The sequence below is a fragment of the Psychromonas algicola genome, assembly GCF_004378355.1.
Lineage (GTDB): Bacteria > Pseudomonadota > Gammaproteobacteria > Enterobacterales > Psychromonadaceae > Psychromonas.
Genome location: NZ_SNUB01000010.1, coordinates 45,656 through 71,004 on the forward strand (window position 1 = coordinate 45,656; position 25,349 = coordinate 71,004).

At 37.3% G+C, this 25,349-nt stretch carries 17 protein-coding genes and 5 tRNA genes; 6 read left to right on the top strand and 16 right to left on the bottom strand.

Translation table 11 applies throughout. The features are described 5' to 3' along the window. The 12 genes from E2R67_RS07110 to E2R67_RS07165 form a co-directional block, all read right to left on the bottom strand. Positions 1–828: a metalloregulator ArsR/SmtB family transcription factor gene (locus E2R67_RS07110; protein WP_134290236.1), complete on the bottom strand. Its 828-nt coding sequence runs from the start codon at positions 826–828 to the stop codon at positions 1–3. Between the two features lie 747 nt (positions 829–1,575). Further along, complete coding sequence (locus tag E2R67_RS07115) at positions 1,576–5,001, bottom strand: type I restriction endonuclease subunit R (RefSeq protein ID WP_134290237.1); 3,426 nt, start codon at positions 4,999–5,001, stop codon at positions 1,576–1,578. A gap of 65 nt (positions 5,002–5,066) precedes the next feature. Then, the gene (locus E2R67_RS07120) at positions 5,067–5,702 is read right to left on the bottom strand and encodes a DUF6933 domain-containing protein (protein ID WP_208379485.1); all 636 of its coding nucleotides are present in this window, start codon (positions 5,700–5,702) and stop codon (positions 5,067–5,069) included. A gap of 76 nt (positions 5,703–5,778) precedes the next feature. Then, on the bottom strand, positions 5,779–7,203 hold the full coding sequence (locus E2R67_RS07125; protein WP_134290238.1) for a hypothetical protein: 1,425 nt from the start codon (positions 7,201–7,203) through the stop codon (positions 5,779–5,781). Further along, positions 7,196–8,641 (bottom strand): restriction endonuclease subunit S, encoded by a 1,446-nt coding sequence (locus tag E2R67_RS07130; RefSeq protein WP_134290239.1) that lies wholly within the window; start codon positions 8,639–8,641, stop codon positions 7,196–7,198. The genes E2R67_RS07125 and E2R67_RS07130 overlap by 8 nt, the downstream gene beginning before the upstream one ends. Positions 8,642–8,727: 86 nt before the next feature. Then, positions 8,728–9,798, bottom strand: a complete 1,071-nt coding sequence (locus tag E2R67_RS07135) for a PDDEXK nuclease domain-containing protein (protein ID WP_134290240.1) — start codon at positions 9,796–9,798, stop codon at positions 8,728–8,730. Continuing rightward, a complete protein-coding gene (locus tag E2R67_RS07140) occupies positions 9,788–11,407 on the bottom strand; it encodes a type I restriction-modification system subunit M (RefSeq protein WP_134290241.1) in 1,620 nt (539 codons plus the stop codon). Before E2R67_RS07140 ends, E2R67_RS07135 begins: the two co-directional genes overlap by 11 nt. Positions 11,408–12,000: 593 nt before the next feature. Then, positions 12,001–12,077 (bottom strand) — tRNA-Pro (locus tag E2R67_RS07145). 35 nt (positions 12,078–12,112) lie between these two features. Then, positions 12,113–12,197 (bottom strand) — tRNA-Leu (locus E2R67_RS07150). Positions 12,198–12,234: 37 nt separating this feature from the next. Continuing rightward, positions 12,235–12,310: transfer RNA gene (locus E2R67_RS07155), tRNA-His, on the bottom strand. An 18-nt stretch (positions 12,311–12,328) separates the two neighbouring features. Further along, a tRNA-Arg gene (locus E2R67_RS07160) sits at positions 12,329–12,405 on the bottom strand. A gap of 60 nt (positions 12,406–12,465) precedes the next feature. Next, a tRNA-Pro gene (locus E2R67_RS07165) sits at positions 12,466–12,542 on the bottom strand. 390 nt (positions 12,543–12,932) lie between these two features. On the opposite strand from E2R67_RS07165, the gene E2R67_RS07170 reads away from it, so the two are divergent. Further along, positions 12,933–13,895, top strand: coding sequence for a DUF3014 domain-containing protein (locus tag E2R67_RS07170; RefSeq protein WP_134290242.1), 963 nt, complete (start codon positions 12,933–12,935; stop codon positions 13,893–13,895). A 149-nt stretch (positions 13,896–14,044) separates the two neighbouring features. Continuing rightward, a complete protein-coding gene (locus E2R67_RS07175) occupies positions 14,045–14,671 on the top strand; it encodes an outer membrane beta-barrel protein (protein WP_134290243.1) in 627 nt (208 codons plus the stop codon). Between the two features lie 65 nt (positions 14,672–14,736). Here E2R67_RS07175 and E2R67_RS07180 read toward each other — a convergent pair whose 3' ends face one another. The 4 genes from E2R67_RS07180 to E2R67_RS07195 all read right to left on the bottom strand — a co-directional run bounded on the left by E2R67_RS07180 (position 14,737) and on the right by E2R67_RS07195 (position 20,012). Continuing rightward, positions 14,737–16,509, bottom strand: coding sequence for a sugar phosphorylase (locus tag E2R67_RS07180; RefSeq protein ID WP_134290244.1), 1,773 nt, complete (start codon positions 16,507–16,509; stop codon positions 14,737–14,739). Between the two features lie 80 nt (positions 16,510–16,589). Continuing rightward, positions 16,590–17,819: a glycosyltransferase family protein gene (locus E2R67_RS07185; RefSeq protein ID WP_134290245.1), complete on the bottom strand. Its 1,230-nt coding sequence runs from the start codon at positions 17,817–17,819 to the stop codon at positions 16,590–16,592. Between the two features lie 70 nt (positions 17,820–17,889). Beyond that, positions 17,890–18,723, bottom strand: a complete 834-nt coding sequence (locus E2R67_RS07190) for an HAD-IIB family hydrolase (RefSeq protein WP_134290246.1) — start codon at positions 18,721–18,723, stop codon at positions 17,890–17,892. A gap of 248 nt (positions 18,724–18,971) precedes the next feature. Further along, complete coding sequence (locus E2R67_RS07195) at positions 18,972–20,012, bottom strand: OmpA family protein (protein WP_134290247.1); 1,041 nt, start codon at positions 20,010–20,012, stop codon at positions 18,972–18,974. Positions 20,013–20,249: 237 nt separating this feature from the next. On the opposite strand from E2R67_RS07195, the gene pdsR reads away from it, so the two are divergent. The 4 genes from pdsR to pyrC all read left to right on the top strand — a co-directional run bounded on the left by pdsR (position 20,250) and on the right by pyrC (position 25,319). After that, positions 20,250–20,969, top strand: a complete 720-nt coding sequence (gene pdsR, locus E2R67_RS07200; protein ID WP_134290248.1) for a proteobacterial dedicated sortase system response regulator — start codon at positions 20,250–20,252, stop codon at positions 20,967–20,969. Continuing rightward, on the top strand, positions 20,966–23,152 hold the full coding sequence (gene pdsS, locus E2R67_RS07205; protein ID WP_134290275.1) for a proteobacterial dedicated sortase system histidine kinase: 2,187 nt from the start codon (positions 20,966–20,968) through the stop codon (positions 23,150–23,152). The genes pdsR and pdsS overlap by 4 nt, the downstream gene beginning before the upstream one ends. Positions 23,153–23,184: 32 nt before the next feature. Then, complete coding sequence (locus E2R67_RS07210) at positions 23,185–24,144, top strand: coproporphyrinogen III oxidase (protein WP_134290249.1); 960 nt, start codon at positions 23,185–23,187, stop codon at positions 24,142–24,144. Between the two features lie 143 nt (positions 24,145–24,287). Further along, positions 24,288–25,319 carry a dihydroorotase gene (gene pyrC, locus E2R67_RS07215; protein ID WP_134290250.1) on the top strand — a complete coding sequence of 344 codons (1,032 nt, stop codon included), beginning with the start codon at positions 24,288–24,290 and terminating at the stop codon, positions 25,317–25,319. Positions 25,320–25,349: the final 30 nt, after the last annotated feature.

Consider the following 25,349-nt stretch of genomic DNA (forward strand, 5'->3'; position numbering starts at 1 on the left):
TTATTTACAAAAGCTTGATCGATCCGGTCTATTTTTCATCTTGGCTAATCGTTGAAGCTCATCAGTGATCATTGGAATATTGTTTTCTGTGGTTTGAGCAATGACAGATTTTGCCCACAAAGGAAGTTCAGGGTTAATGCGATAAAACACCCACTGTCCATGCTTTCTATCTACAATCACTTTCGCTTTTTTAAGCACGGCTAAATTACGAGAAACTTTAGGTTGGCTGTCTTCATCCATCGCCGTCATTAATTCACAAACACAAAGTTCGCCGTGATAATGAGACAACATCAGTGTTTTTAATCGAATTTCATCGGTCAGTGTTTTATAAAAAGAGAGAGGTTCAACAGCATTGCTTTGTTCATTATTAATTTCGGTCGAAATACGATCAGTTTTATTAGTTGATGAGTTCTTTGTTTCTTCAATTAACAGAAACATGGATAAGCGATTGTTGATCTCATTGAAAGTCACAGTAAAGGGATCATTTCCACCGCGCTCTTTAGCATCGGGTAAATCCCATGAAAATTGTTTAATGGCATTTGGGTAACTTCTACATACATCATGAGTGGTGTCGCATAAGGTAATAACGTAATCAAACACTTCACCTTCAAAGCTGCTGACATTTTTAGCACTTAAAGTCTCAGTTGCTAAGCCAAACTTTTTTAATACATCAAGAGTGCGTTCGTCAACCCTATCAGGCTGCGTTCCTGCACTAAAAGCATCATACAATTCACCCGCTTTATTTTTTAACAACACTTCCGCAATTTGTGAACGCACTGAATTACCAGTAGAAAGAAACAGCACCTTTTTTTTATTTGAACTTGCCATGGAAAACCTCGACCAAAAACATACAAAATAGTGTATATATGATTTTTTACATATTCAAGATGTTTGTGTGAAATATGATTTATGAGTATCTTGATTTGACTAAATTAGCCTCAGATCTGAATAAGCAAAACGTTACAACACCACAATTAAATAAGCTCTAAAAACATATAACATCATGGCTTAATCATTAACTGGTATTGAGCTTATCTAGACTCACCAAAAAAAGGTGGCTTAAAGGCCACGTCTCGTAGTTCATATCACGCCATTAGCACTAATCTAGTTTTGGGACGTCGGATTCATCCGACTTTGACTCGCCTTCATGCTAAATATTGTATTTTAGAAAACACAGTGATAGGAATATACTGAGTAATATTTAGTTAGGAGGTTTATTTGTAGAGTTTTTAAAAATGTATTCAGAAAGCACGATCTATAAATTGATCCATTAACCGAATCTTTTCATCACATAAAGCTTTTAAGTGCGCACTTAATTCGTCGTGATCTTTAAAATTAGTATTATTTTCTCGGTTGTATTTTTCGACATTTTTTTTCATCTTATCTTTAAGTCTATTGATTTCTTTTTCATGGTTGATTGCTTGTTAGATTTTGCATTGTTCAATATAGTCAGAAAAATCATCTAGACCTTTTTCTATCTCTTTAGACACTTCTTTAGAGGCTTTATTACAAATTTTTAAGAACCTAAATATTGACTTTAAAAAACCCATTTATTACTCCTGACTAGATTAATAATTATGCTCTCGCAGCCTTAACTGCTTCAGCTTGTTCAAAGATCTCTTTATACACTTCATCACGGCTAATTGGTGGATAACCATATTTAGCTAACACTAAAATAAGCTCAACTCTTAAGGTCGATTTAATATCTTCACGATTGTTCCAATCAGGGAATTGCGCTTGATCGTCTACAATCACTTTTACTGCTTTGGCTAACTCTATTAGTTTTTCGTCAGGGTAATTAAAGTCATATCTCACTGCTAAGGTTTTTAGCGCGTCATAGAAAGCTTTTTCTTCGATATCAATGCCTAACTCATCACCGGCGTTCATCTCGTCACGCACGTTATAAATAAGGTCAACCATCTCTTCTGAGAAATCTTCTAACACATCACTCACTAATATATCTTCTTCACTGCGTTCGTTATAACGTTCAACTAACGCTTCAAATCGTTTAGTAAAATTGATGCCTTGAACGTTGTTTACCTTTTTCAACTCACCAATCGCTTTAGCGAGTAGTTTTTGTAATATGCTAATTTTAGTATTAGGTAGCTTTATCTTTTCAATTTTAGCGATGTAATCTTCATTGAAAATATCAATCTCACCGCCCTCTTCATTGCCTAATTTAAAGATCTCTTCAACACCATCACTTTGTAATGCTTCAGCGATCATATCGCGGACTTTGGCATTCATTTGCGCAGTATCAGGCGCATCACCTTTTGTTAACTTAAACACAATCGAGCGAATCGCTAAGTAAAAGTGTAGATGATTACGCTGCTCTTCACTTATTTTTTCACTACCACAACACACGTCATAAGCGGCTTTTAAGCGTTTAACTAAGTCCATAAAACGTTTTTTACGTTTCTCACTGGCTAACACAAACTCAGCAGCATAGTTAAGCGTATTTAATTGTGCGACGGCTTGGCCTGTAAAATAAGCTGAATAATCAAAATGATGGAAAAACTCTTTTAATAACTGAAGATGATTTTTAACTTCAATAATTGACGCTTCCACATCTTCAAAGTTTGTTTCATCACCCTTAGAAAATTGCGCTAAGGCTTTGTTCATCTCAGTTTTAATGCCGATATAATCAACCACTAAGCCTTTATCTTTACCTTCAAATTGGCGATTTACACGCGAAATGGTTTGAATCAAAGTATGTTTTTGAACAGGTTTATCGATATACATAGTATCTAAAAATGGCACATCAAAGCCCGTTAACCACATATCCACTACAATGGCGATTTTGAAGTTAGAGTTTTTATTTTTGAATTGTTTATCGAGCACTTTACGTTGATCTTTACTACCGAGTAAATAATACAAGCGTTCTTCATCATCTTTCCCGCGCGTCATTACCATCTTCACACGCTCAGAAGGTGCAGCAATGCGCCCTTCATTAATCGCGCGCTCTCGTTCAACGTCGGTTAATGCTGATGTATTGTCGGTATCAACTTTTTCAAACCAAGTAGGACGCAATACTTCTAATGCTTGATAAACTTGATAAGCGATTTGACGAGAACTACACACAAACATCGCTTTGCCTGCGACCGTAGAGCCTTCATCAACACGGTTCTCATAATGCTCTACAAAGTCTTTAGCTAATACATTAATACGGTCAGGATCGCCTAGAATCGAGTTCATATTCGCCGTGGCTTTTTTACTCTCTTCTATTTGTAACTCATTACTGCCTGCGTCTGCACATTCTTCGTAGTACTTTTCAATCTCTTTCAGCTTGGCATTATTTAAACAAACTCTAGCCGCGCGGCCTTCATACACAATACGCACTGTAATTTCGTCTTTTACCGATTCCGTCATGGTATAAGAATCAACAATTTCACCAAACACACTTAATGTGGCATCAACAGGTGTACCAGTAAAACCAACATAAGTTGCGTTCGGTAAAGAGTCATGCAGATATTTTGCAAAGCCATAGGTTTTCTTCACCGTGTGATTAGTTTGATCCACCAATATTTTTTGATCAAGATTCACTTGGCTTCGATGCGCTTCATCGGAAATACAAATCACATTACAGCGATCCGTTAGCAGCTGCGTATCTTCCGTAAACTTATGGATAGTCGTTAAAAATAAACCACCGCTTTTACGCGCTTTCAAAAGCGATCGCAAATGCGCTCGACTGGTCACCGTTTCAATTTTATCGTCACCAATATATTTTTTAGCATTACCAAACTGCTGCGATAATTGATCATCTAAGTCAGTACGGTCAGTAATTAATACAATCGTAGGGCTATTAAAAGCGACGCTTTTCATTAATAAGCGTGATAAAAACTGCATGGTAAAACTCTTACCACAACCCGTTGCACCAAAATAAGTTCCACCTTTACCATCTCTTAAGTTGTCAGCTTCTTTTAATGGCAACACACCAGCAGGTAATTTTTGATGTAACTTAATATTTTCATACAGTTTTTTAGCGGCATAATATTGTGGGTAACGTGGCACCACTTTAACTTCGGTATTGCCCGTATCAGGAAAGTAAATAAAGTGACGCATCACATCGCGTAACCTTGCTTTCTCAAACAAGCCTTGCAACATAGTGTGCAAAGAATTAATGCCTTCTTCCGCAACTAACTCTTGCCCAGTGACTTTGCGCCATGCATAAAAGAATTGGTAAGGTGAAAATAAATTCCCCATTTTATTATTAACACCATCACTGATAATACATAGCGTATTAAACACAAACAGCTGTGGAATATCGCGACGATAACGCACTGTCAATTGTTCATAAGCTTCAAAAATGGGCGCATTTTCACGAATCGCACTTTTAAATTCAAACACCACTAATGGCAAACCATTAATATACAAGATGCCATCGGGAATACGTTTTTCACCTTGGTTATGCGGTAAATTACCTTCAATTTCAAGCTGATTAACAAAGCGATAAATATTACTGTCTGACGTTAATGAATCATCAGCTATTGACGATGGCAAAGAAGATGGAGAATGAATCGCTGTATAAGGAGGAACCACTTCGGCTGCTTTTAATGGCAAGTTTTCTTGTTGCGCTTTTAAAGTCACGTTAGACGCAGAAGATAACAACGCTTGCTTTACCACGGCTTCAACATTGTCGTAATCAAGCAGTTGAATATACAAATCTTTTTGCGAAGCACTACCTGCTTTACTCGACGCTTCTCGCTTTAAAAGGAAGCCATCACTGAGCCAGCTACAAAAGGTTTTATTACTTTCATACAAGTCGCTCGCCGACAAAGCCTCTAATCGACGAATAATAGTTTCGATTTCATTATCGGTAATATCAGCATGCAGATAGCGTTGGCGTAGAAATTCACGTAAATCCGCTTTAATCAAGACTTCCGAATTATGGCGCGATCCATTAGCAGGTAATGAAAGCTCCGCACCGTTTAGATGCGGATAACCTTGCTCACCTAACAATTCAATAATTGCTTGTTCTAACTTGGCTTCAGTGAATTTCATTTAATACCCTTATCCATTTATGCTACCTAGTCATTTTACAACCTATGAATAACCTAACTACGCAACTAATCTAGATAATCATCTTCATCTAGATAATCATCTTCAACATCAACACCATCAAGCAGTGATAACATTGATTTTATCGGCCAAATTAACTCTTTTTTACTTTTTGCAGCGCCTTCGTCTTTGCACTTGACGGAGCATGGACGCTCTGCTAACCATGCGGCAGTTCTATATGTTGAAATATTCATCACATCAATATTTTCATGTACCAGCATGTGCTCAAGATCATTTTTCATTTGATTTGATGTACCTTTTACTGAGCTGCTATTCACCTTGTCATTGCTTGTCGCAATAAAACTCAATGGGGCAAGTAAGCATTCTGCCGCTTGCATTTGTTCCTCATCGGCTCCCACTTTGAGTAAAGTATTCATCAATGCATCACCGAATAAATAATCAAATGTTGCAAAGTCTTTTTTGGTTAACCCAACTAACAACACAGGAAACCGCGTTACACTATGTACCATCAACACACATTGCCTACGGCCAATGATGAATAAATTGCCATGCCAATGTGATAAAGGATTATCTTCAAGTATAAAATCCATACCTTCCAATAATTTATTACCCTCTGGCAATAAACCATTTTCTTCAATCGATAATTTGCTCAGTAATTTTTGTGTACTATAACAAGTCAGCATAATGTTTTAGTCTCTATTGTTAATGGTGTTAGTTGAGTTAGTTATACATTAATCTCTAAGTGTAGCGTAAATACCATCAGTCAAAACAAGATGGAAAATACGTTTTAAACAATTTCATCAAATTTCGTTTTGCTTTCTGTTTTTGAATTATTTTATCGATCATTGAATATAAAATGCCACCATCAATATTATGCTCATTAAAGCTTTTTTCTAATGTCAGTAAGCGGTCTGCCGCTTCTTGATAGGCGGTATTATTGGCTTGATTAATGAGAGGAACAACCACTCGATAATATAAATCAACGGCATCTTGAGCATGTTTAACTACTAATAAATCAGCTAACTGAAGTAAATTATAGGGATCAGCCATATGTTCTAACGCCCATTTCCGGGCTTTTTCTAACTCATTTTGGTGAATATAAAGCGCTAACAACGCATCACTATTCCTCGCTACATTTTGCCTAGTTTGTTGTTCGCTAATTTTTACACCACAACCTATGAATATTTTTTCGACTTTTTCCATAAAATTGGAGTCCATCACGCCTATTTGTTGCTGTAATTTTTCAAGCGCTTCAAACCGATTAAAACTTGGCTGTTCAATAAACATTTGCCAGCTTAGCTCCCATGCCTGTTTAAAGCTTGATGATGCAATGCGAAGACTAACCTCAAAGCGCTGACATTCAATTTTTTCATAAGGAGTGGTTGCTTGTTGGTATGCTTTTTTAAGATAAAATTCGGCTTTCAGTTCATCGCCATTGTCTAAACATATTTTACCAATATCTAAAAAGTCAGTATTACGCCATGCGCTTTTAGCCATCAAATCACATTGCCTTTGCCAATCACCTACGCGTTCAGCCTGTTCAATAAGCGGTTGTGTTAAACGTTTAACTTCCCACTTTTTATTATGATCACTTAAATCTATCGTTGATGGATTTAGTTTTTCAATTTGGGCATGACACGCCGACATAAATAATGCATTAACGCTGTCTGACAAGTTAAAATCTTCAGGTACCGCTGGGAAAACGTCGTATTTATACTCAGTAAAATGTTGCATGATCCACTGGGCTTTTTTCTCATCAGACCAACTTAGTTGATTAAATAATGAGGTAAGTCGGTCTTTAAGTTGCTCTTCAATGCCAAAACGAAAGCCACCGGAATCATCAATGGTTTCTAACACTTTATTTAAACGCTCAAACGCTTTTAAAATAAGTAGCCATTGTTTCTCAACGGCTAACTTGTCAATGGCAATAAATATGTCGTCAAACAAGGCATCGGCACCATGAAAATAAGCACTGACTTTATTCCATTCCCAGATTTTTTTAGCGGGTAAAGCCTTGGTTATTAGCTTGCTAATTTGAGCAGGAGTTATGCTTCCTTGTTCATTCATCATGGCTAACTCCCATTTCGTTTTTTCATTGGTTGACTGTTCTACATATTGCATAACAATATCGGTGAGTTCACTCGCGCTTTTTTGATTAAACCATGTTTTTAAATTTTTATTCATTGTTGGAGCCTAAAGCAGTTATTGAATTTTCTGCTGTTTCCAACCCATCAGGGATTTGTAATTCGCCTGAGATGAGTTTGGGAAGAAGCGTGTCGCGGAGTTTGGTTAAAATTGCTATATTTTCTGAAATAGCATGTATTTGATTGTGAATAGGTATAATGAACGATTCAAAATTAACCAAAATATCTTTATTTGGTACAATTAAGTTATGATTTTTTAGAATATCAGTTTTTAAATTAGTAAACACACTACCATTACCTTGTTGAACTAACTCTTTCCTTACAACCAAAAACAATTGATACAAATATAAATCTGAAAAAATTTCTTTAGTTGGAAAATGTAACCAACCATCGTGTATACAAGCATCGGTATCTAAAAACTTAGGTAGACCAGGAGTTGCACTATTGGATAAAATTAATGCCCCTTTTTTTAATAAAGTGGTTTTTGATAGACCTTCTGGTTTTATAAATTCTTTCGTTTTCTTAATAAAACGTGATTGACTAGCCGTAGCATCACTAATTTTTGTCCAGGGTAAGCCTTTCGTATCAATGAAGTCTTTTATTGGTCGAGGTGAGCCACCTCTTTTAACAGCAATTTTATCTCCTAACGCCGCAACATCCCACCCTTTAGGAATCCAGCCGTTGATGCCGATGGATGGATCGTCGGTTAATTCAAATTCACTTGGGAAGTGCTGGTGTGTATTTTTTGTTTGTGATGTTTGCGCTTGTGATTGTTGATTTGATGTAACCGATAAATTTTGTGTTAGTTGAGCTTGTAATGTTGGGTTTTGTTGCAATACTTGCAGGCGTAATTTTGCACGTTGCAGCAATGTTTCAGGCCATTCATTCGGTAGATTGTCTAGATTAAAGCCAGCTTTAGCTAACGCGTTATCAAACACAGGATCAAAATCAACAAACCAGCTTTTAAATAATGTCTGCGCCATTTTTTCAAGCGTTTGGTTGGTTTTTTGGTTGAGTTCGATTTTTTGGTCAAAATCGTTAACCAATTTAGCAATTTGATGTCTGATTTTTAAAGGTGGAGCTATAACAGGTATTTTTTTCAAATCACCTTGAGTAATTTTAGGTCTTGTAGATCCCGATATATAACTATCAATTTCTGCATGCTGAAGTGCATAACAAATGTATTGAGTATCTAGATCATCTACTCCTTTTAAAACATGCGCATGGTTATTAACCCAAAACTTTCCTTTTGCGGTAAATGCAATTGGTGTATTTCTTGTTCTTAAGTTATCCCCGTCCTCTGCTAGTAAAACGAACAATCCATCAAAAACATAACTTTCTACATAATCAGTAATACCAGAAGCTCCATAATAAGGATATACGCCAGAGATTCGTTTTGATTTCGTAATAGGCTTTCTTTTTGTATCGTGAATTGTAACTAAATCAACCAAAGGCAATATTGGATACTTATTCTCCATAACCCAACGCCTCCAAGTTGTTACGGATCGCTTTATCTAGCTCTTCAGCTTGGCTCATTGTTTTGCTTAAGGCTTTTCTATCAAACTTATTCATCATTTTCCTTACTCGCACTACTGAGCTGTTGCGCTATTTGTGCTTGTACTTGTGCGCGCTCTTTTTGAAGCTCTATGCGTAATTCTTCTTCGGTGGGCAGATGCGCTAAATATTTGGCGGCAAAGAGTTGTTTTTGTTCGCTGAGTATGGAGTATTTAACGACTGCTTCGCTTTTTTCACTGCACAGGACTAAGCCAATGGTGGGGTTGTCGTCTTCACTGATGTATTGATCATCGTAAAGGCGAATGTAGGTATCCATCTGCCCGATGTCTTGGTGTTTTAGTTTGCCAATTTTTAAGTCAATGAGTAAAAAACATTTGAGTTTAAAATTGTAAAAAACAAGGTCAATGTAAAAGTCTTCATCGTCAAATCGAATACGTTTTTGGCGTTCAACAAACGCAAACCCTTTGCCTAATTCGAGCAGAAATTGTTGTAGGTTGTTAATAATGCCCTGCTCTAGTTCATTTTCTTGATAGCTTTTATCTTGCAAGTTTAAAAAATCTAAAATATACGGATCACGTAAATAATCTTGCGCCGTTTCTGTTAAGGCTTGGGTGTTGATGGCGGCCTCATTTTCGACTGGCGCTTTGTCTTTACTTGAGATTAGTCGTTCATAATAAAGCGTACCTATTTGGCGCTCTAATGCTCTCACACTCCAATGTTGTTGTGCTGCTTCTTGCATATACCATAGGCGTGCATTGATGTTATCTATTCGAGCGAGCACATTATAATGCGACCAACTTAATTCGAGAGACAGTGTCTCTCGTTTTTCAAACGCGAGGTAAAAACGGCGCATATTACGTAAGTTAGTAATATCAAACCCTTTACCAAATTCTTGAGTGAGCTGGCTAGACAACATTTTTAATTGTGCTTTACCGTATTGAGCGCGGTTTTTACCCTGTTGTTCGTCCTCAACAATTAAGTGACCAATTTGCCAATAGGCAATGACCATCGCGCTGTTAACTGTTTGTTTAACTTGCGTTCTAGCTTGTTCAATTATTTGTTTAATGTCGTTAAGCATGACTTGCGTGCTTATTTCATGAGGTGCTGTTTCATTTGCCATAACCCAATGCCTCCAAGTTTTTACGGATTGCTTTGTCTAGCTCCGTCGCTTGGTTCATTTGGCTATAAAGGGTTTGGCTGAGTTCGGTCATTTTAGTTTCAAAGGGAATACCATCGTCAATAAGTTCGGCTGCGCCAACATAACGACCAGGTGTTAACACATAATCGTTGGCTTTCATATCCGCTAAGGTGGCTGATTTACAGTAACCTGCGATGTCTTGGTATGCGTTGCTTGTTTCTAACTCTTCACCGCGCCAAATATGATAAGTCTCGGTGATTTTCGCAATATCGTCGTTAGTGAGTTCTTTTAAGGTACGGTTAACCATCGAGCCCATTTCACGCGCATCAATAAATAGCGTTTCACCTTGGCGATCACGACGTTTTAATAAGCCTTTCTCGTCGTTGCCCTTTTTGTCTTTACTGATAAACCATAAACACACGGGAATTTGTGTGGTGTAAAACAGTTGCCCCGGTAAGGCGATCATACAATCTACTAGATCGTTTTCGATAATTTTCTGGCGAATATCCCCTTCACCGCTAGTATTTGAACTCATTGAGCCATTAGCTAATACAAAACCTGCGGTACCATGTTCGCTGAGTTTGGAAATGATATGCATGATCCACGCATAGTTAGCATTGCCTGTTGGCGGTGTTGGATAACCTTCCCAACGCACATCGTCTACTAATTCGTTATCTGCACGCCATTGTTTTTGGTTGAACGGCGGATTAGCCATAATGTAATCGGCTTTTAAATCGGGGTGTTGATCTTTAAAAAAGCTATCGCCAGCGACATCACCTAAATTGCCTGAAATACCGCGTACGGCTAAATTCATTTTTGCCAGTTTGTAAGTCGTGTTGGTGTATTCCTGACCATAAATGGCAATATTTTTTTGGTTACCGTTATGGCTATTCACAAATTTAAGCGATTGCACAAACATACCGCCCGAGCCACAACATGGGTCGTAAATTTTACCTTGGAACGGTTCAATCATATCGGCAATCAAGGTAACAATAGATTTTGGCGTGTAGAACTCACCACCGCCTTTACCTTCAGATGCCGCAAATTTACCTAAGAAGTATTCATAAACGCGTCCGACTATATCTTCTTGACTACGACTGGCACTTTCTTGATTTTCGCTTGTGCCATCATTCGCAATGGTGTCGATATTATTAATGGTATCAACGAGCGCAGACAGCTTGCTTGATTCTAACCCTAAGCGAGAAAAGTAGTTATCGGGTAATGCACCAGCTAACGCTTTGTTATTTTTTTCAACGGCATGTAACGCAGTATCAATTTTGACAGCAATATCATCTTGCTTTGCATTGCTTTGAATAAATGACCAACGGGCATCTTCAGGTAAATAAAACACATTATCCATGGTGTAAAACTCAACCATATCAATGTATTCAGCACCATGTTCAGTAGTAATGGCATTTTTACGCGCTTCAAACTTATCGCTGATAAATTTAAGGAAAATAAGACTTAATACTATGTGTTTGTATTCTGCTGATTCAACGCTACCACGCAGTTTGTTAGCCGCATCCCAAAGTGATTCTTCAAAACCGATGTTAGACTTTTTACTTTCGGTGCTTTTTTTTGCCGTTGCCATGAAGTTCTCTTATTGATGAAATTGAATAAAATAATAATGTAAGTAACTATATCAAATGATGATGATTTTATTGAGTTTAAAATCATTTTTTTACTGATTGTTTTTAATGTGGTCGAAGATAAACGGAGTAGCGAAAAAGCGAAGCTTTATATATGAGCAATGTGTTCAAGCGACAGCTTTGTTTCTGAACGATCTTTTCCGCGAACCTCTGCCCCTCTGGTCCAACTCTTACAAAAAACACTGGAGATGCGCTACCAAGCTGCGCTAATCATCGAGTATTTTTATTTGTATTTTAGAATCAAGGGGCAGAGGTTCTCTAAAACGAAAAAATCCGCTTAACTCTAACAGCTAAGCGGATTATTCAAATGTGGTCGGTTATAGACGGAGCGAAAAAGCGACAGCTTTGTGTCTGAACGATCTTTTCCGCGAACCTCTGCCCCTCTGGTCCAACTCTTACAAAAAACACTGGAGATGCGCTACCAAGCTGCGTTAATCATCGAGTATTTTTATTTGTATTTTAGAATCAAGGGGCAGAGGTTCTCTAAAACGAAAAAATCCGCTTAACTCTAACAGCTAAGCGGATTATTCAAATGTGGTCGGTGATAGAGGATTCGAACCTCTGACCCTCTGGTCCCAAACCAGATGCGCTACCAAGCTGCGCTAATCACCGAGTTGTAATTTACAGTTTACTTCTGTTTGTTTAAATGGTGCGGAAAGAGAGACTTGAACTCTCACATCTTACGATACTAGAACCTAAATCTAGCGCGTCTACCAATTCCGCCACTTCCGCAACTACTTAAACAGGTCAAACTTAAGATTTAAAAAGATGGGGCGAATGACGGGGTTTGAACCCGCGACAACCGGAATCACAATCCGGGGCTCTACCAACTGAGCTACATCCGCCACTAAACTTTTTAAAAATGGTACGCCCTACAGGATTCGAACCTGTGGCCTACGGCTTAGAAGGCCGTTGCTCTATCCAGCTGAGCTAAGGGCGCAAAAGCAGGATTAATAACTTATAACTATTTGCTGTCTAATTACTAACAACAAATAAAATGTGGTCGGTGATAGAGGATTCGAACCTCTGACCCTCTGGTCCCAAACCAGATGCGCTACCAAGCTGCGCTAATCACCGAAATTTTTGTTTGTGCTTTAGGATCAAGGGTCAGAACCCTCTGGTCCAACTCTCTTCCAAAACACTGGAGATGCGCTACCAAGCTGCGCTAATCACCGAGCATTTAGTATATAGCACTTTTACTGTGTTATTTACTAAAATGTTAATAGGCGAAATGTTTAATGCTTATCAACGAGGCGAGATATTACTGAGTTGCTCTGTTATCGTCAAACTTTATTTACATATAATGTGTTAGCTGCTGAATAATTAGTCGCATTGTCTAATATTACTTCAAGCGATTGGAGTATTTTTGGAATATAACCAGTTTTTAACTCACAATAGATTTATTATATAGTACTATGCCCTTTTATTAGAACAGATACTTACCAATTCAAATGGAGCAAATTTTCCATGGCTAACCCAGATAAAAATCAAGATAGTTCTTTTTCTTTACTTAATATCATCATTATTCTAATTGCTGTTATAACAGTTGGTTATATTGCTTATACTTATTTCAATCCTCAGGTGGATGGAAAAAACACTCGAACAGATTACTTCGACAACTTACTTGGCGACACGCCTGAAGTTGTCACTCAAGAAGTGCCTGATACAACAACGACTGAGGCGAGCCCCCTTGTTGTCGAAGAAGATAAACCTATAACTTTTTTCAATGATCAAAGCACCAATACGGATGTAGCACCAGAAGTCGTTGTAGATGAAAACTCTGAAAAATTAACGCCAGTATTATTAATTGATACCACTGAAGACATTGAAGATAATGACACTGATGTATTACAAGCTTCTGACCAACGTATCTATTCTACTCTTGCAGAATTTAGCCAACAAACGGCAGCTGTAAGAGCTTTATTGCATGATGATATGCTTAGAAACACGGTTGTGTTTGTTGAGAACTTTAGTAAAGGTTATTTTATTTCAAAATTTAGCCCTATGACGGCACCTGAGAAAAAATTTAGTGCGCGCCGCCAAGGCCGCAACCTGATTATTGATCCTCGTAGTTACCAACGTTATGACGACTATGCTGACTATATTTATTCAGTAGATAGTAAAGCGTTTGTTCAATACTACTTAAGCTTAAAACCTTCTATTGATGACTTTTATGCTGAAATAGCTCGCCCCAATACAACTTTTGATGATGCGCTAGATAAAGCAATTGCAGTCGTAATGGCGACGCCAGTTATCTATAAAGAAATTGAAGTGAACTCCCCTTCTGTTATGTACCTTTATAATGATCCAGCATTAGAAAACTTAAATGACGCACAGAAGTTATTGTTAAGAATGGGGCCACAAAATTTAGCAAAAATAAAACATAAGCTAAGAAGTATTCAAGCTGAGTTGGCGATTGCAAAAAACTAGTCCTTTTAATTATCATCCTTCCTATTAGCCACTTACCGTTATTAGCAATAAGTGGCTTTTTTTACTTTCCAATCAATATCTAACTAAAAGCAGTTATTTTAAAATGACTTATACTGATCCTTTTGTTACGTATTTAAGGTTGTCAGAAAGTGCATGTAAAGTTAATACCACTGGTTTTCATATTATTCATAAATACGAACGCGTTAGCGCTTTCACTTGAGTTAGCATTAGGCGAGACCGAACAAGCACCTCTGATTGCTGGAAACAGTGGGGAAAAAGTCACAGAGAACACATTTACCTTTAAAGCGTCTTATGAGTTTCATCCTACTTGGAATATTGAAACGGCTTATGAATATTATGCACAAGGAGCTGACACTTACCTTACCGACTCAGAAGGAATTATTAATGAGGCAGTCACCTCTTCTGCTATTTTTTTAGGGTTAAGGAAAAGCTATATACTCACGGATCGTTTTGCGGTTAATGTTCGCTTAGGTTATTCCACTTGGAATATTAATTACGATATTGAATTTGAAGATCATGCGGCAGATTTTTCTTACGCAGATAGTGGAAGTACTTTGTATTGGGGATTAGGCGCAGAATTTTATTTCACTCCACGGTTTTATATCACTGCAGGTTATACTCAATTAACCATGGAAATACGACAGCCAGAGGAAAGCATTCAAAGTGACAATATAAGTAATTTAGTGTTAAACGTGGACAGTGATAGAGAGAATGAAATTGGCAACCTGTCTTTTGGAATCGGTTATATTTTCTAACCTGTTTATTGAAAAAAGCCCATTAACATAGCAGTCATGGGCTAATAATTACGCTAAGTAGTTAATTATTCAATAATTCTATTGGTTAGCCATAATGTTTGATACGGTTTCATCATGATCGTTTCTTGATGCATTTCTAATTCAACACCTTCAATTAATTCAAACCAGTTATCCGTCATCACTAAGTTAAGATCGTTAATGGATAATTCCATGTCCTGATCGGTAATATTACTGACACAGAAAATACTTTGTTGTCTATCTTGACTTTGTCTCCAGAAACCGAAGAGTTGTAAACCTAAATGAAGCGTAAACTGTGTTGCATTGGGATGAAATGCGGGTTGTTTAATACGTAATTCAAGTAACTCTTTCAAGGATGCTAAAACGATAGCATGGTGATCTTTTGGTTTACCAAGATGTTTTTGTAGTTCATCGTAATCCCAACGATGACGATTGATAGAGCGATTTTGTTGCGTATTCGCCACCTTGTCATAGTCATTTTGCGTTCCAAGTAAACTATGAATATAAACACCTGGAATACCTTCTAAACCAAACATAATGGCATGAGCACAAATAAATCGTTGTAATCCTAACTCGTCTTTTCCGCGTGTTGTCCCCTGCAATGCATCAAACAAGGCAATATTAATTTCATAGGCTTTTTGCTGACCTAATTCAGTATTACGCCATGACACTTTACCGCCGAAGGTTTGCATTGTTTCAACTAAGGTTGTTAATTCGTAATCGTTTAATAAGCCTTCCGCAGGTCTTAAGCCAATACCATCATGCGAAGCAATAAAGTTAAAATAAGTGGTGCCGTTTTGTGAAGGAGGCATACTCATTAACCAACGTTTAAGATACAAACAATCTCCGGTTACCAAAGTATTAATTAATAATGGTGGTAATGAGAAATTATAAATAGCGTGAGCTTCGTTGGCATTACCTAAATAAGTCAAATTTTGAGAATTAGGAATATTGGTTTCGGTAATGATAATCGCGTCGGACTGTGCATGCTCAATAAGGGTTCTTAATAAACGTACTACTTCATGGGTCTCAGGCAAATTAATTGAGCTGCTATTTAGCTTTTTCCAAAGGAAAGCAACGGCATCAAAACGAAATATTTTTACCCCCATATCCAAGTACAAACGAATAATAGACACAAAGCTTTTTAATACTTCTGGATTTCTAAAATCAAAATCCACCTGATCATGACTAAAAGTACACCAAACGTGTTGTTTACCTTTACCGGTTTCAGTTTCTCTCAACAGATCTGACGTTCTTGGTCTTACTACTTCTGATAAATCATCTTCTGGTGAAGCGGTATAGAAAAAGTCGTGTCCAGGTCCTTCTCCGCGGATAAAGTTTTCAAACCAAGCACTTCGACTTGAACAATGGTTGATAACAAGATCTGACATTAAACGACGACTCGATGCGATTTCTTTTATTTCATCCCAACCGCCTAATGACTCATTCACACTTGAATAATCAATAACAGAAAAACCATCATCGGAACTGTAAGGGAAAAATGGCAAGATATGTACGCTATTCACACTTTTTTGAAGGTACTGATTCATAAAGTGCTGTAGTGTCACTAATGGTTTTTCATCGGCTTTTACAATACTGTCACCATAGGTGATCATTACAACATCTTTTTGTGTCCAATGGTTTTTGTGAGGCGCAGGAGATTGACAACTTTCCTCAATACGCATTAATGCTATCAACTCATCACTAAGCAGGTCAGAATTTGTCGATAACTCAACTTCGTTGTAAATGAAGTTGAGTTGCTGCATTACTTTATTTTTTAACACTAAAAAATCACTACTTCCGGCATTCAGATCTGTCATAAGATCCCCCTTTTGATTATTTTTTATCGACAAAATATGACATCAATTAATTGAATTTATTTACCTCAATGTAAAACCAATTAGCATGACTCGCTGAATTCTTGGTAATCAAGCTCAACCGCTTCTTTTAGTTGTTCTAACACGTCCGGCATTGCACTTATTACTCGATTCCATGATGGAATAAAAGGCGTATCCATTGGTTTATCTAAAAAGACTTGCCCTGCAGTCATTACATTTTCAGCAAACATTTCAATGGCTTTTTCTTCGTTATGAATATCTAAATCTAAACCATTCATTAATGCATCACCACGATACATTTCCAGATAATCTAACGCGATACGGTAGTAAGTTGCTTTTAAAGTACGGATGCTTTCTGTACTGAAAGTTTCACCTTGAGTTGCTAATTTTCGAATAAAAGCTTTGGTAATATCGATAGACATTTTAGACAAACCACCTTCCGTGTTATCTAAAGAAAGGTCTTGGTGTTTGTGATCATAAGCATCGGCAATATCAACCTGACAAGTACGGTTGCTTGCATAGTTACGATGCATTTCCGATAACACACCAATTTCTAATCCCCAATCACTAGGAATACGTAAATCGCTTAATACGTCTTTTCTAAAAGAAAATTCGCCCGCTAGTGGGTATAAAAAGCTATCAATGAACTCTAAGTATTCATTATGGCCAATGGTTTTTTTCAATGCTTTAACCAAAGGTGTTACTAATAAGCGAGAAACGCGGCCATTGATTTTTCCACCAGCAACACGTGCATAAAATCCTTTACAGAATTCGTAGTGAAGCATTGGGTTAGCAACAGGATAAATAAGACGCGCTAATAATGAACGGTCATAAGTTACTATGTCACAGTCGTGTAAAGCGACAGCTTCTGTTTTACCTGATGCTAAGGTGTAACCCATGCAGTACCAAACATTACGGCCTTTCCCTAACTCTTTAGGTGCCACGCCTAGCGCTTGTAGTTTTGCATCTAATGCTTTTAATCTTGGACCTTCATTCCATAATACACGATGATGTTGCGGCAGCTTTTTGAAAAATTTTAAAGCATGTCGATATTCATCTTCGTTTGCACGATCTAATCCGATAACCACTTCTGTCAAATAAGGCACTTCAGCGAGTTGATCAACAATTGCAGGTAATGCATCGCCTTGTAGTTCAGAAAAAAGTGACGGTAGAATCAATCCCATTGGTCTTGATTTAGAAAATGAATTAAGTTCAGATTCTAGATTCTCATTGCTACGTTGACCTAAATTATGCAAGGTTGTCACTATGCCATTCTGATAAAAATCAGCCATGATTTAATCTCCTATTTAACCTAATTTGTTATTAATTTTTGTTATTAATGCTTACGAATAATGTTTGCAATTAACGTTTTGCCGATAAAATATCGTCTAAGCATTCAGCCCAACCAGCTGGACCGTATTCTTCACTTTGATAAACATTGTTTGTTCTATTTAACTGCGGGAAGTCGTGCACCGGTGAACGCACTTGCACAGCAATCGAAGCTTGCTCCAACATGGCGATATCATTCTTTCCATCTCCTAATGCAATAGTTTCAGTCTCTGTAATATCAGGGTTCGATTCATTATGTAAATATTGTTCTGCTAACCAAGATTGTGCCTTGCCTTTATCACATGCACCACTGATATGAAGAAAACGCCCACCCTGTAAGACTTGCGCACCTAATAAATCCATTTTTTTAATAAATTCGTTTTTTAATGTTTCATCGCCTAGCCAGTTAATCGGTTCTCCATACTGACGTTGCTTTGCCATTGCTGCATTTTCAATACTTAACCCTGTTAACTCTGCAAGCTGAGAGTCACTCATTTCTGTGAAACCTTGAAAAGCATTGGTAAATAGCTCGCCAGAGTCGCTAAGTAGTTTTAACCAATGATCTTTATCTTTACAGAAAGCTTTAACCCAAAATCCATTTTCAAGATTGGTATCCTCGGGTTGTTGTTGGAAATAATTGACTGGGATATAAACGGCGGCGCCATTTTCGATAATGAAAGGAGTAGTTAACTTTAATTGTTCACGAATTAATAATATTTCGGGTAAGGTTTTGCTGCTGTTAGGGATAATGGGGATGTCATTTGACGCCAGCCTTTCGATCATCTTTTCTGCGGGGGCAGTTTGATAGTTGTAATGATCTAACAAGGTGCCATCTAAATCGGTAAAAATGAGAATTTTTTTGTTCATTTACATTCCGTTTCTTAATTCAAAGCGACTGTATCTGTTTTATTTTTCTATTTACTTCTTTATAAGTATTGCCTTTTAAACTCTCAAAAAACAAATAGTAAATCTGTTTCATGAAAATATGATGTTCCATTAACAATACGTTAATTAAAAGCATTTCGCTATAGGCATGTATCTTAAAATGAAAAAATCACACTAACCAAGTATCTGATTAATGTGATTTAAAATAAAGCAGTTAAATGGTGAGTTACTTATAAATCATAGTTTGATAATACACCCGCTACTTCATTTTTTTCCATTTCGTTATTGGTTAAAGGCTCATTACCTAATACAACAGTATCATTTATTGTTTGCTTATCTAATACCTTCGCACCAGTTGCTGAATCTAAAACAACAGATGTTTTTTCGTTGCTATTTTTGTCATTCTGTAATGAAAATTGAACTGTTTTTTCATCGCTTTGGTTATCAATGGATGCATCGTTTTTCACCTTATTGATTTTAGCTAGCTGCTCTTTATCAATGCGTTGTTGCTCTAATTTTTCAAAGCGTTTTTGTAATTTAACCGCTAATGCATCGACTTCAGGCTTATATTCTACAATTTCTACTCTTCTAAGCCCTTTATTGTAAGTGCTATTCGTTGCTACTTGAGTCGCTTCGTATTCACCAAGCGTAACTAGTTTAAGTTGCTTCTCATCCACACCTTGTTCGATGAGAAAATTAGCCACATTTTGAGCGCGTTTTTTTGCAAGCTGTAAGTTATATAAAACATGTCCTGATTTATCTGTGTGTCCTATTAACTGCCATGTTTTATTATTATCTTGGTTTTTAATTTGCTCAGCCATTTTAGACAGCGCTAATTTATATTCAGGTGTAATGGCTGCTGAAGATAAACCAAATAACACATCAACATTGGCTACTGTTGTAAGCGATTCAGGCTCTTTATTTTGCCCTTCAATAACTTGATTAACCGCTGAAGTCTCTTTTTGCGTTACAACAAGGATAGGCGAATCAACGGCGACATTATATTCGGCGATTTTTGCTAATTGCTCCGCATCCGTGTTAGAAAAGCTATTGTCTTCAGTATTAGCAAAGTAACCCTTTTGCTCTAGCGAATCACTGTAAGATTTAACGGGCGCTTTATAATGACTTAGCTCTTCGGTAAATTTAGCCACGGCTTGTTCTTTACGATAATTTTCTAATAAAACTAATCCCCCCGTTACTGCTGAAATAATAACAATACTTAACATTGTTTTGTTGTAGTTTGAAAGTTTACTTTTTGTGTTTGTGCTCATAATGTATTCTCCATTTAAATAGTCGTTTGTTTTGTGTGTTTGTTTTTGATGACGCTATTAAAACAAACCTAAATGGCAGGATGAGGGAGACAAAAGGGCAAACTACTTATCAATTATGTTCAAAAAATGGCAATTCTATATTTACCCTTTTAAGCTTTTTATTGAACGTAACTTCATATATTAGGTCTACTTTTAACAAACAATTCGAACATTAGTTAAAAGAGGAAGAGTGTAAGCATGAAGCGCATTGCAATCATTGAAGATGAGCAAACCATTAGAGAAAACTATATCGACCTAATGAAACGCTATGGCTATCACGTCGATGGTTATCAAGATCGTGAACAAGCAATCAAGGCTTTTTCTTTGCGTTTACCTGATTTAGCCATTATTGATGTGGGTTTGGGCCATGAGTACGATGGTGGCTTTTTATTATGCCAACAGTTACGTCAACTTTCCGCAACCGTTCCTATTATATTTTTAACTGCACGAGATAATGATTTCGACACGATTTCTGGATTACGTTTAGGTGCCGATGATTATTTAAGTAAAGAGATTGGACTTGAACATTTAATGGTGCGCATTAGCGCTCTATTTAGGCGTGCTGAATTAAGCCAAACAATGACAGCCTCTCAACTAGCAGTGATTGAACGAGGAGATTTAACCATTGATAACGACAAAATGCAGATCTGTTGGAAGAGTCAACTATTAGAAATTACTATCACGGAATTTTGGATCATTCATGCCCTAGCCAATAAATCAGGTGTAGTAAGAAGTAGACAACAATTGATGACAGATGCCAATATGGTGGTTGATGACAATACTATTACGTCACATATCAAACGTATTCGTAAAAAATTCTTACAAGTAGATCCGACTTTTGATGAAATAACGGCTATCTATGGAATGGGTTATCGTTGGGATATTCACTCAAACGAGCAGGTAGCCAAGCAAGCATGATCAAGATTAAATGGGGATTACGCAGCAAGGTATTAACCTTAAGCAGTTTATTATTACTTCTTCCTTGGTTTGCCTATCAATTCGTTAATGAAATGGAGAACTTCCTTCGTTTAGGCCAGCAACAAACTTTATTAGGTACCACCAGCGCAATTGCCACCGCACTACATGAAAGACCGACTTTATTTAACGAGCATGCAAGCTTTTTACCCGATGTAAAAAAAGGCCACGACTTGTATGTTTACGACCTAACAAACCCTATCGAATTAAACGGTGATAATAATGATTGGGGTGAGATAAAAAACTTTAAGAACAGTTATCCAGAAAATACAGCTCAAGCCGCTAACTCGTCGACGACTAATCAAGTTCATTTTAATCAGTTATTAGGTAAATACTCGGGTTATTTATATGCTCATTTTGAAGTCTTTGATCAACATCCAGTAAAACGCCCTATCAACAATCGCAAAGTAACACTAAATGATCACCTTATTTTTGCAATGACGGATCCTCAAGGTCACTTACAACGCTATATCATTTCAGTGACTGAAGATGGTTGGTTTAACGCCTATCAATATCCTAAGAATAGTCTCAAAGCTGAAAAGCTAACCCGCATTAAAACGATTCAAGGTATCTGGAAGACAACAGATCAAGGTTATAACATTGAGTTTCGAGTGCCATTAACGTTATTGGGTGACCGATTAGGTTTTCAGTTAAATACAACCTCTGACAGAGAGACAGGAAAAATAGACAATGTGATCAGTACTTCTAATTTATTAGATATCGATAAACTAGGCAGTGTTTTGGTTCCATCCCCTGAGATAGAAAAAATACTACAAGCGATGACCCATACTCGTTCAAGGCTTTGGGTTGTTGATAGACACCAACGCGTGATTGCTAAATCAGGTGATATTCATCAAGCAACCGGTGCTTGGCCTATTGAAACCTCTGAAGAGAATCCTTCTTCCAGCTTCTGGTCAAGTATTGAAGATACTTTGATAAGCCCTGTTTACAATTTTATATTAGACACCCCCGATAATTCTTTTAATGATGCAAATAAAAACATTACGCAACTCAATTACGCGTTGGTTGATCAGGCATTAACTGGTAAATCAGTCACTCAATGGCGTTTGAGTGACGATAAGAAAGTATCTATTTTAAGTGCTGCTCATCCTATTTTTATAAGCGATCCTGAAACGGGTGAGCAAGTAATGGGAGCCGTGGTTGCTGAAGAAACTAACCATGGAATTTTAACCTTACGCAATCAAGCGCTACAAAGTCTATTTAATGTTTTATTAGGCGTGATTTTAATTGCCGGTATTTTATTATTTATATTTCTTTCTTCTATGGTGAATCGTATTCGTAAATTACGCGATCAAAGTGAAAGAATTATTGATGAAAATGGACGTTTACATGGCAACTTTAAAGCCAGTGACAATACTGATGAAATTGGGGATTTGTCTCGCGGTATGGAGAATATGGTAAAACGTCTAGGACAATATCATCATTATATAGAGCAACTTTCTTCTCGCTTATCACACGAATTACGTACTCCTGTTGCAGTAGTCAGGTCCTCTTTAGAGAACTTGGCTTTGCTACCTGCTTCTACGGAGCAAGAAAAATATATTCAACGCTCTCAGCAAGGTATTCAACGACTTAATAAAATATTAACCAATATGAGTGATGCAAGTCGTATTGAACAAAGCTTACAGCAAGGTGATAAACAACCCATTCATTTAGGTGAATTGCTCAATAGATGCTTACAAGGTTATGAAATGATTTATCCGCAATCGAGTTTTAACCTGCAACTTGCAGACAAAACCATGAAAGTTAATGCCGATCCTGACTTTTTAGTACAATTGCTTGATAAAATTATGCATAACGCCATTGAATTTTCACTGCATGAAACGCCAATAACTGTAACGCTACGCAAGAATGGCAAAGATAATAGCGCAATATTAAGCATAGAAAATAAAGGCCCATTATTAAGTAATAACAATAACCAAGACCTATTCCAGTCAATGGTTTCTATCAGGCCGACTTCGCAACAACACGATACTCACTTAGGATTGGGGTTGTATATAGCCAAAATGATCTGTGATTATCATCAAGCACAATTATCCATAGCGAATAATAGAGACTTGACTGGCGTGGAAGTAACCATTACCTTCCCTCTACTCTCAGCTTAATTAATAAAATTTCATTTATTACAGGAAAGTTCATGCGCGTACTCGCTAGCTCTAACAAAGCACAATCTACTCTGACTCAGTTAACCCAAGTTCAGCATTATTTTGTCGATAAGTTAACTCACCTTACAACGGGGACTGAGTTTAAAAGCGTCGAATGGTTAAGAGACCAAGGTTTGCATGGTGGTGGCGAAAGATTTGAAGCAGTGGGTAATGGAGTTTTTAACCGCGCTTCAGTTAATATTTCTCAAGTACAATATGAAGATAACCCAGAGAAAGCATTTTTATCAGCAACCGCCCTTTCTACTATCATTCATCCGCAACACCCTCTTGCACCTTCTATTCATATTCATGTTAGTTGGACAGAATTAAGAAACGGTAAAAAGTATTGGCGTTTAATGGCAGATTTAAATCCAGCGATTGAAGATAAAGAAGATACGCAACTATTTAATAAGATGCTTGAACAGGCTTCTGGTGAATACTATGCAAGTGGCGTGGAACAAGGTAATCAGTATTTTTATATACCAGCTTTAAATGAGCATCGTGGAGTCAGTCATTTTTATCTTGAAGGCTTTACAGGTAATGAAAATACGCCAGAAAGCTTTGCTATTGATTTTGCAACTCAGGTCATCGATTGTTATATCAATATTCTAGAAGATAAACTAAACCGTTTACCGCCTCCATCAGATACTGAATTGCAACAACAATTGGATTATCACACGCTTTATTTATATCAAGTATTAACGCTTGATAAAGGTACCACTGCAGGACTATTAATTCACAATCAAAATGATGTGGGAACATTAGGCTCTTTGCCTGCTTATATTAATCGCCATTTATTAGAGAACTGGATTGAACAAACACCTTCGCCAACGAATAAACTAGTAAAAGCCTTGGTTCAACTTTTCCCTGATCAGAAGTGCGTTGCCGTTGATGCCCAAATTAAAGCGAAAATCGCTTCAGTAATACGTGAACATTATCAATCAATAGAATAAATCATTAAAATCCTATTAGCTTAATTCAAGCTAATAGGATTGTTTCTTATATAAGCGCTGGATCCACAACTACTCCTTTACTTCACCTTTTTATACTTTTAAAATCAGCCATCTTTCCTTCCCCTTATTATGTGGAGCACCTTATGAGCAGCAAACTAACGATCACCCGTCCAGACGATTGGCACGTACATTTACGCGATGGGGAAGTGCTTAAAGATACAGTCCGCGATACTAGCCGTTACATGGGAAGAGCAATCGTAATGCCAAACTTGGTGCCGCCAGTTATTGATACTGATGGCGCATTGGCTTATCGAGAACGAATTTTAGCAGAGCAACCTAAAGCTAGCTTCACACCGTTAATGGTGATCTATCTAACCGACAATACAAGCGCCGAAGAAATTAAAAAAGCTAAAGCTTCTGGTCACGTTTACGCAGCTAAGCTTTACCCTGCTGGTGCAACAACAAATTCTGATTCAGGCGTTACTAACGCAGATAATATCAAAGCGGCTTTACAAGTAATGCAAGAAGTTAATATGCCTTTATTGGTTCATGGTGAAGTGACTACGCATGATGTCGATATTTTTGATCGTGAAGAAGTGTTCTTAAAAGAAGTGCTCGCGCCGATTGTTAACGATTATCCAAACCTTAAAATTGTCCTTGAGCATATTACTACAGCTAACGCAGTTGAATTTGTAAACCAAGCTAACGAGAACGTGGCTGCAACAATTACTGCACATCATTTAATGTTTAACCGTAATCATATGTTAGTGGGTGGCATTAAACCGCATTTTTACTGTTTACCTATTTTGAAGCGTAATACACACCAAGCGGCTTTAGTAAAAGCGGCAACAAGTGGTAGTCGTAAATTTTTCTTAGGTACTGATTCCGCACCTCATGCAATAGGAGCAAAAGAGTCTGCTTGTGGTTGTGCAGGCTCATACACAGCTTTTGCTGCTTTAGAGTTGTATGCTGAAGTGTTTGAAGCAGAAAACGCATTAGATAAACTAGAAATTTTTGCTAGTTTTAACGGCCCTGATTTCTATAACTTACCGCGTAACACAGATACAGTGACATTAGAAAAATCAGCTTGGCCTGTGCCAGCGACATTAACCTTCGGTAATGATGTAGTTGTGCCAATTAAGGCCAATGAAGAAATGACTTGGAAAGTACTTTAATTTTTCAATAAAAACGAACGAGTGCGCTAA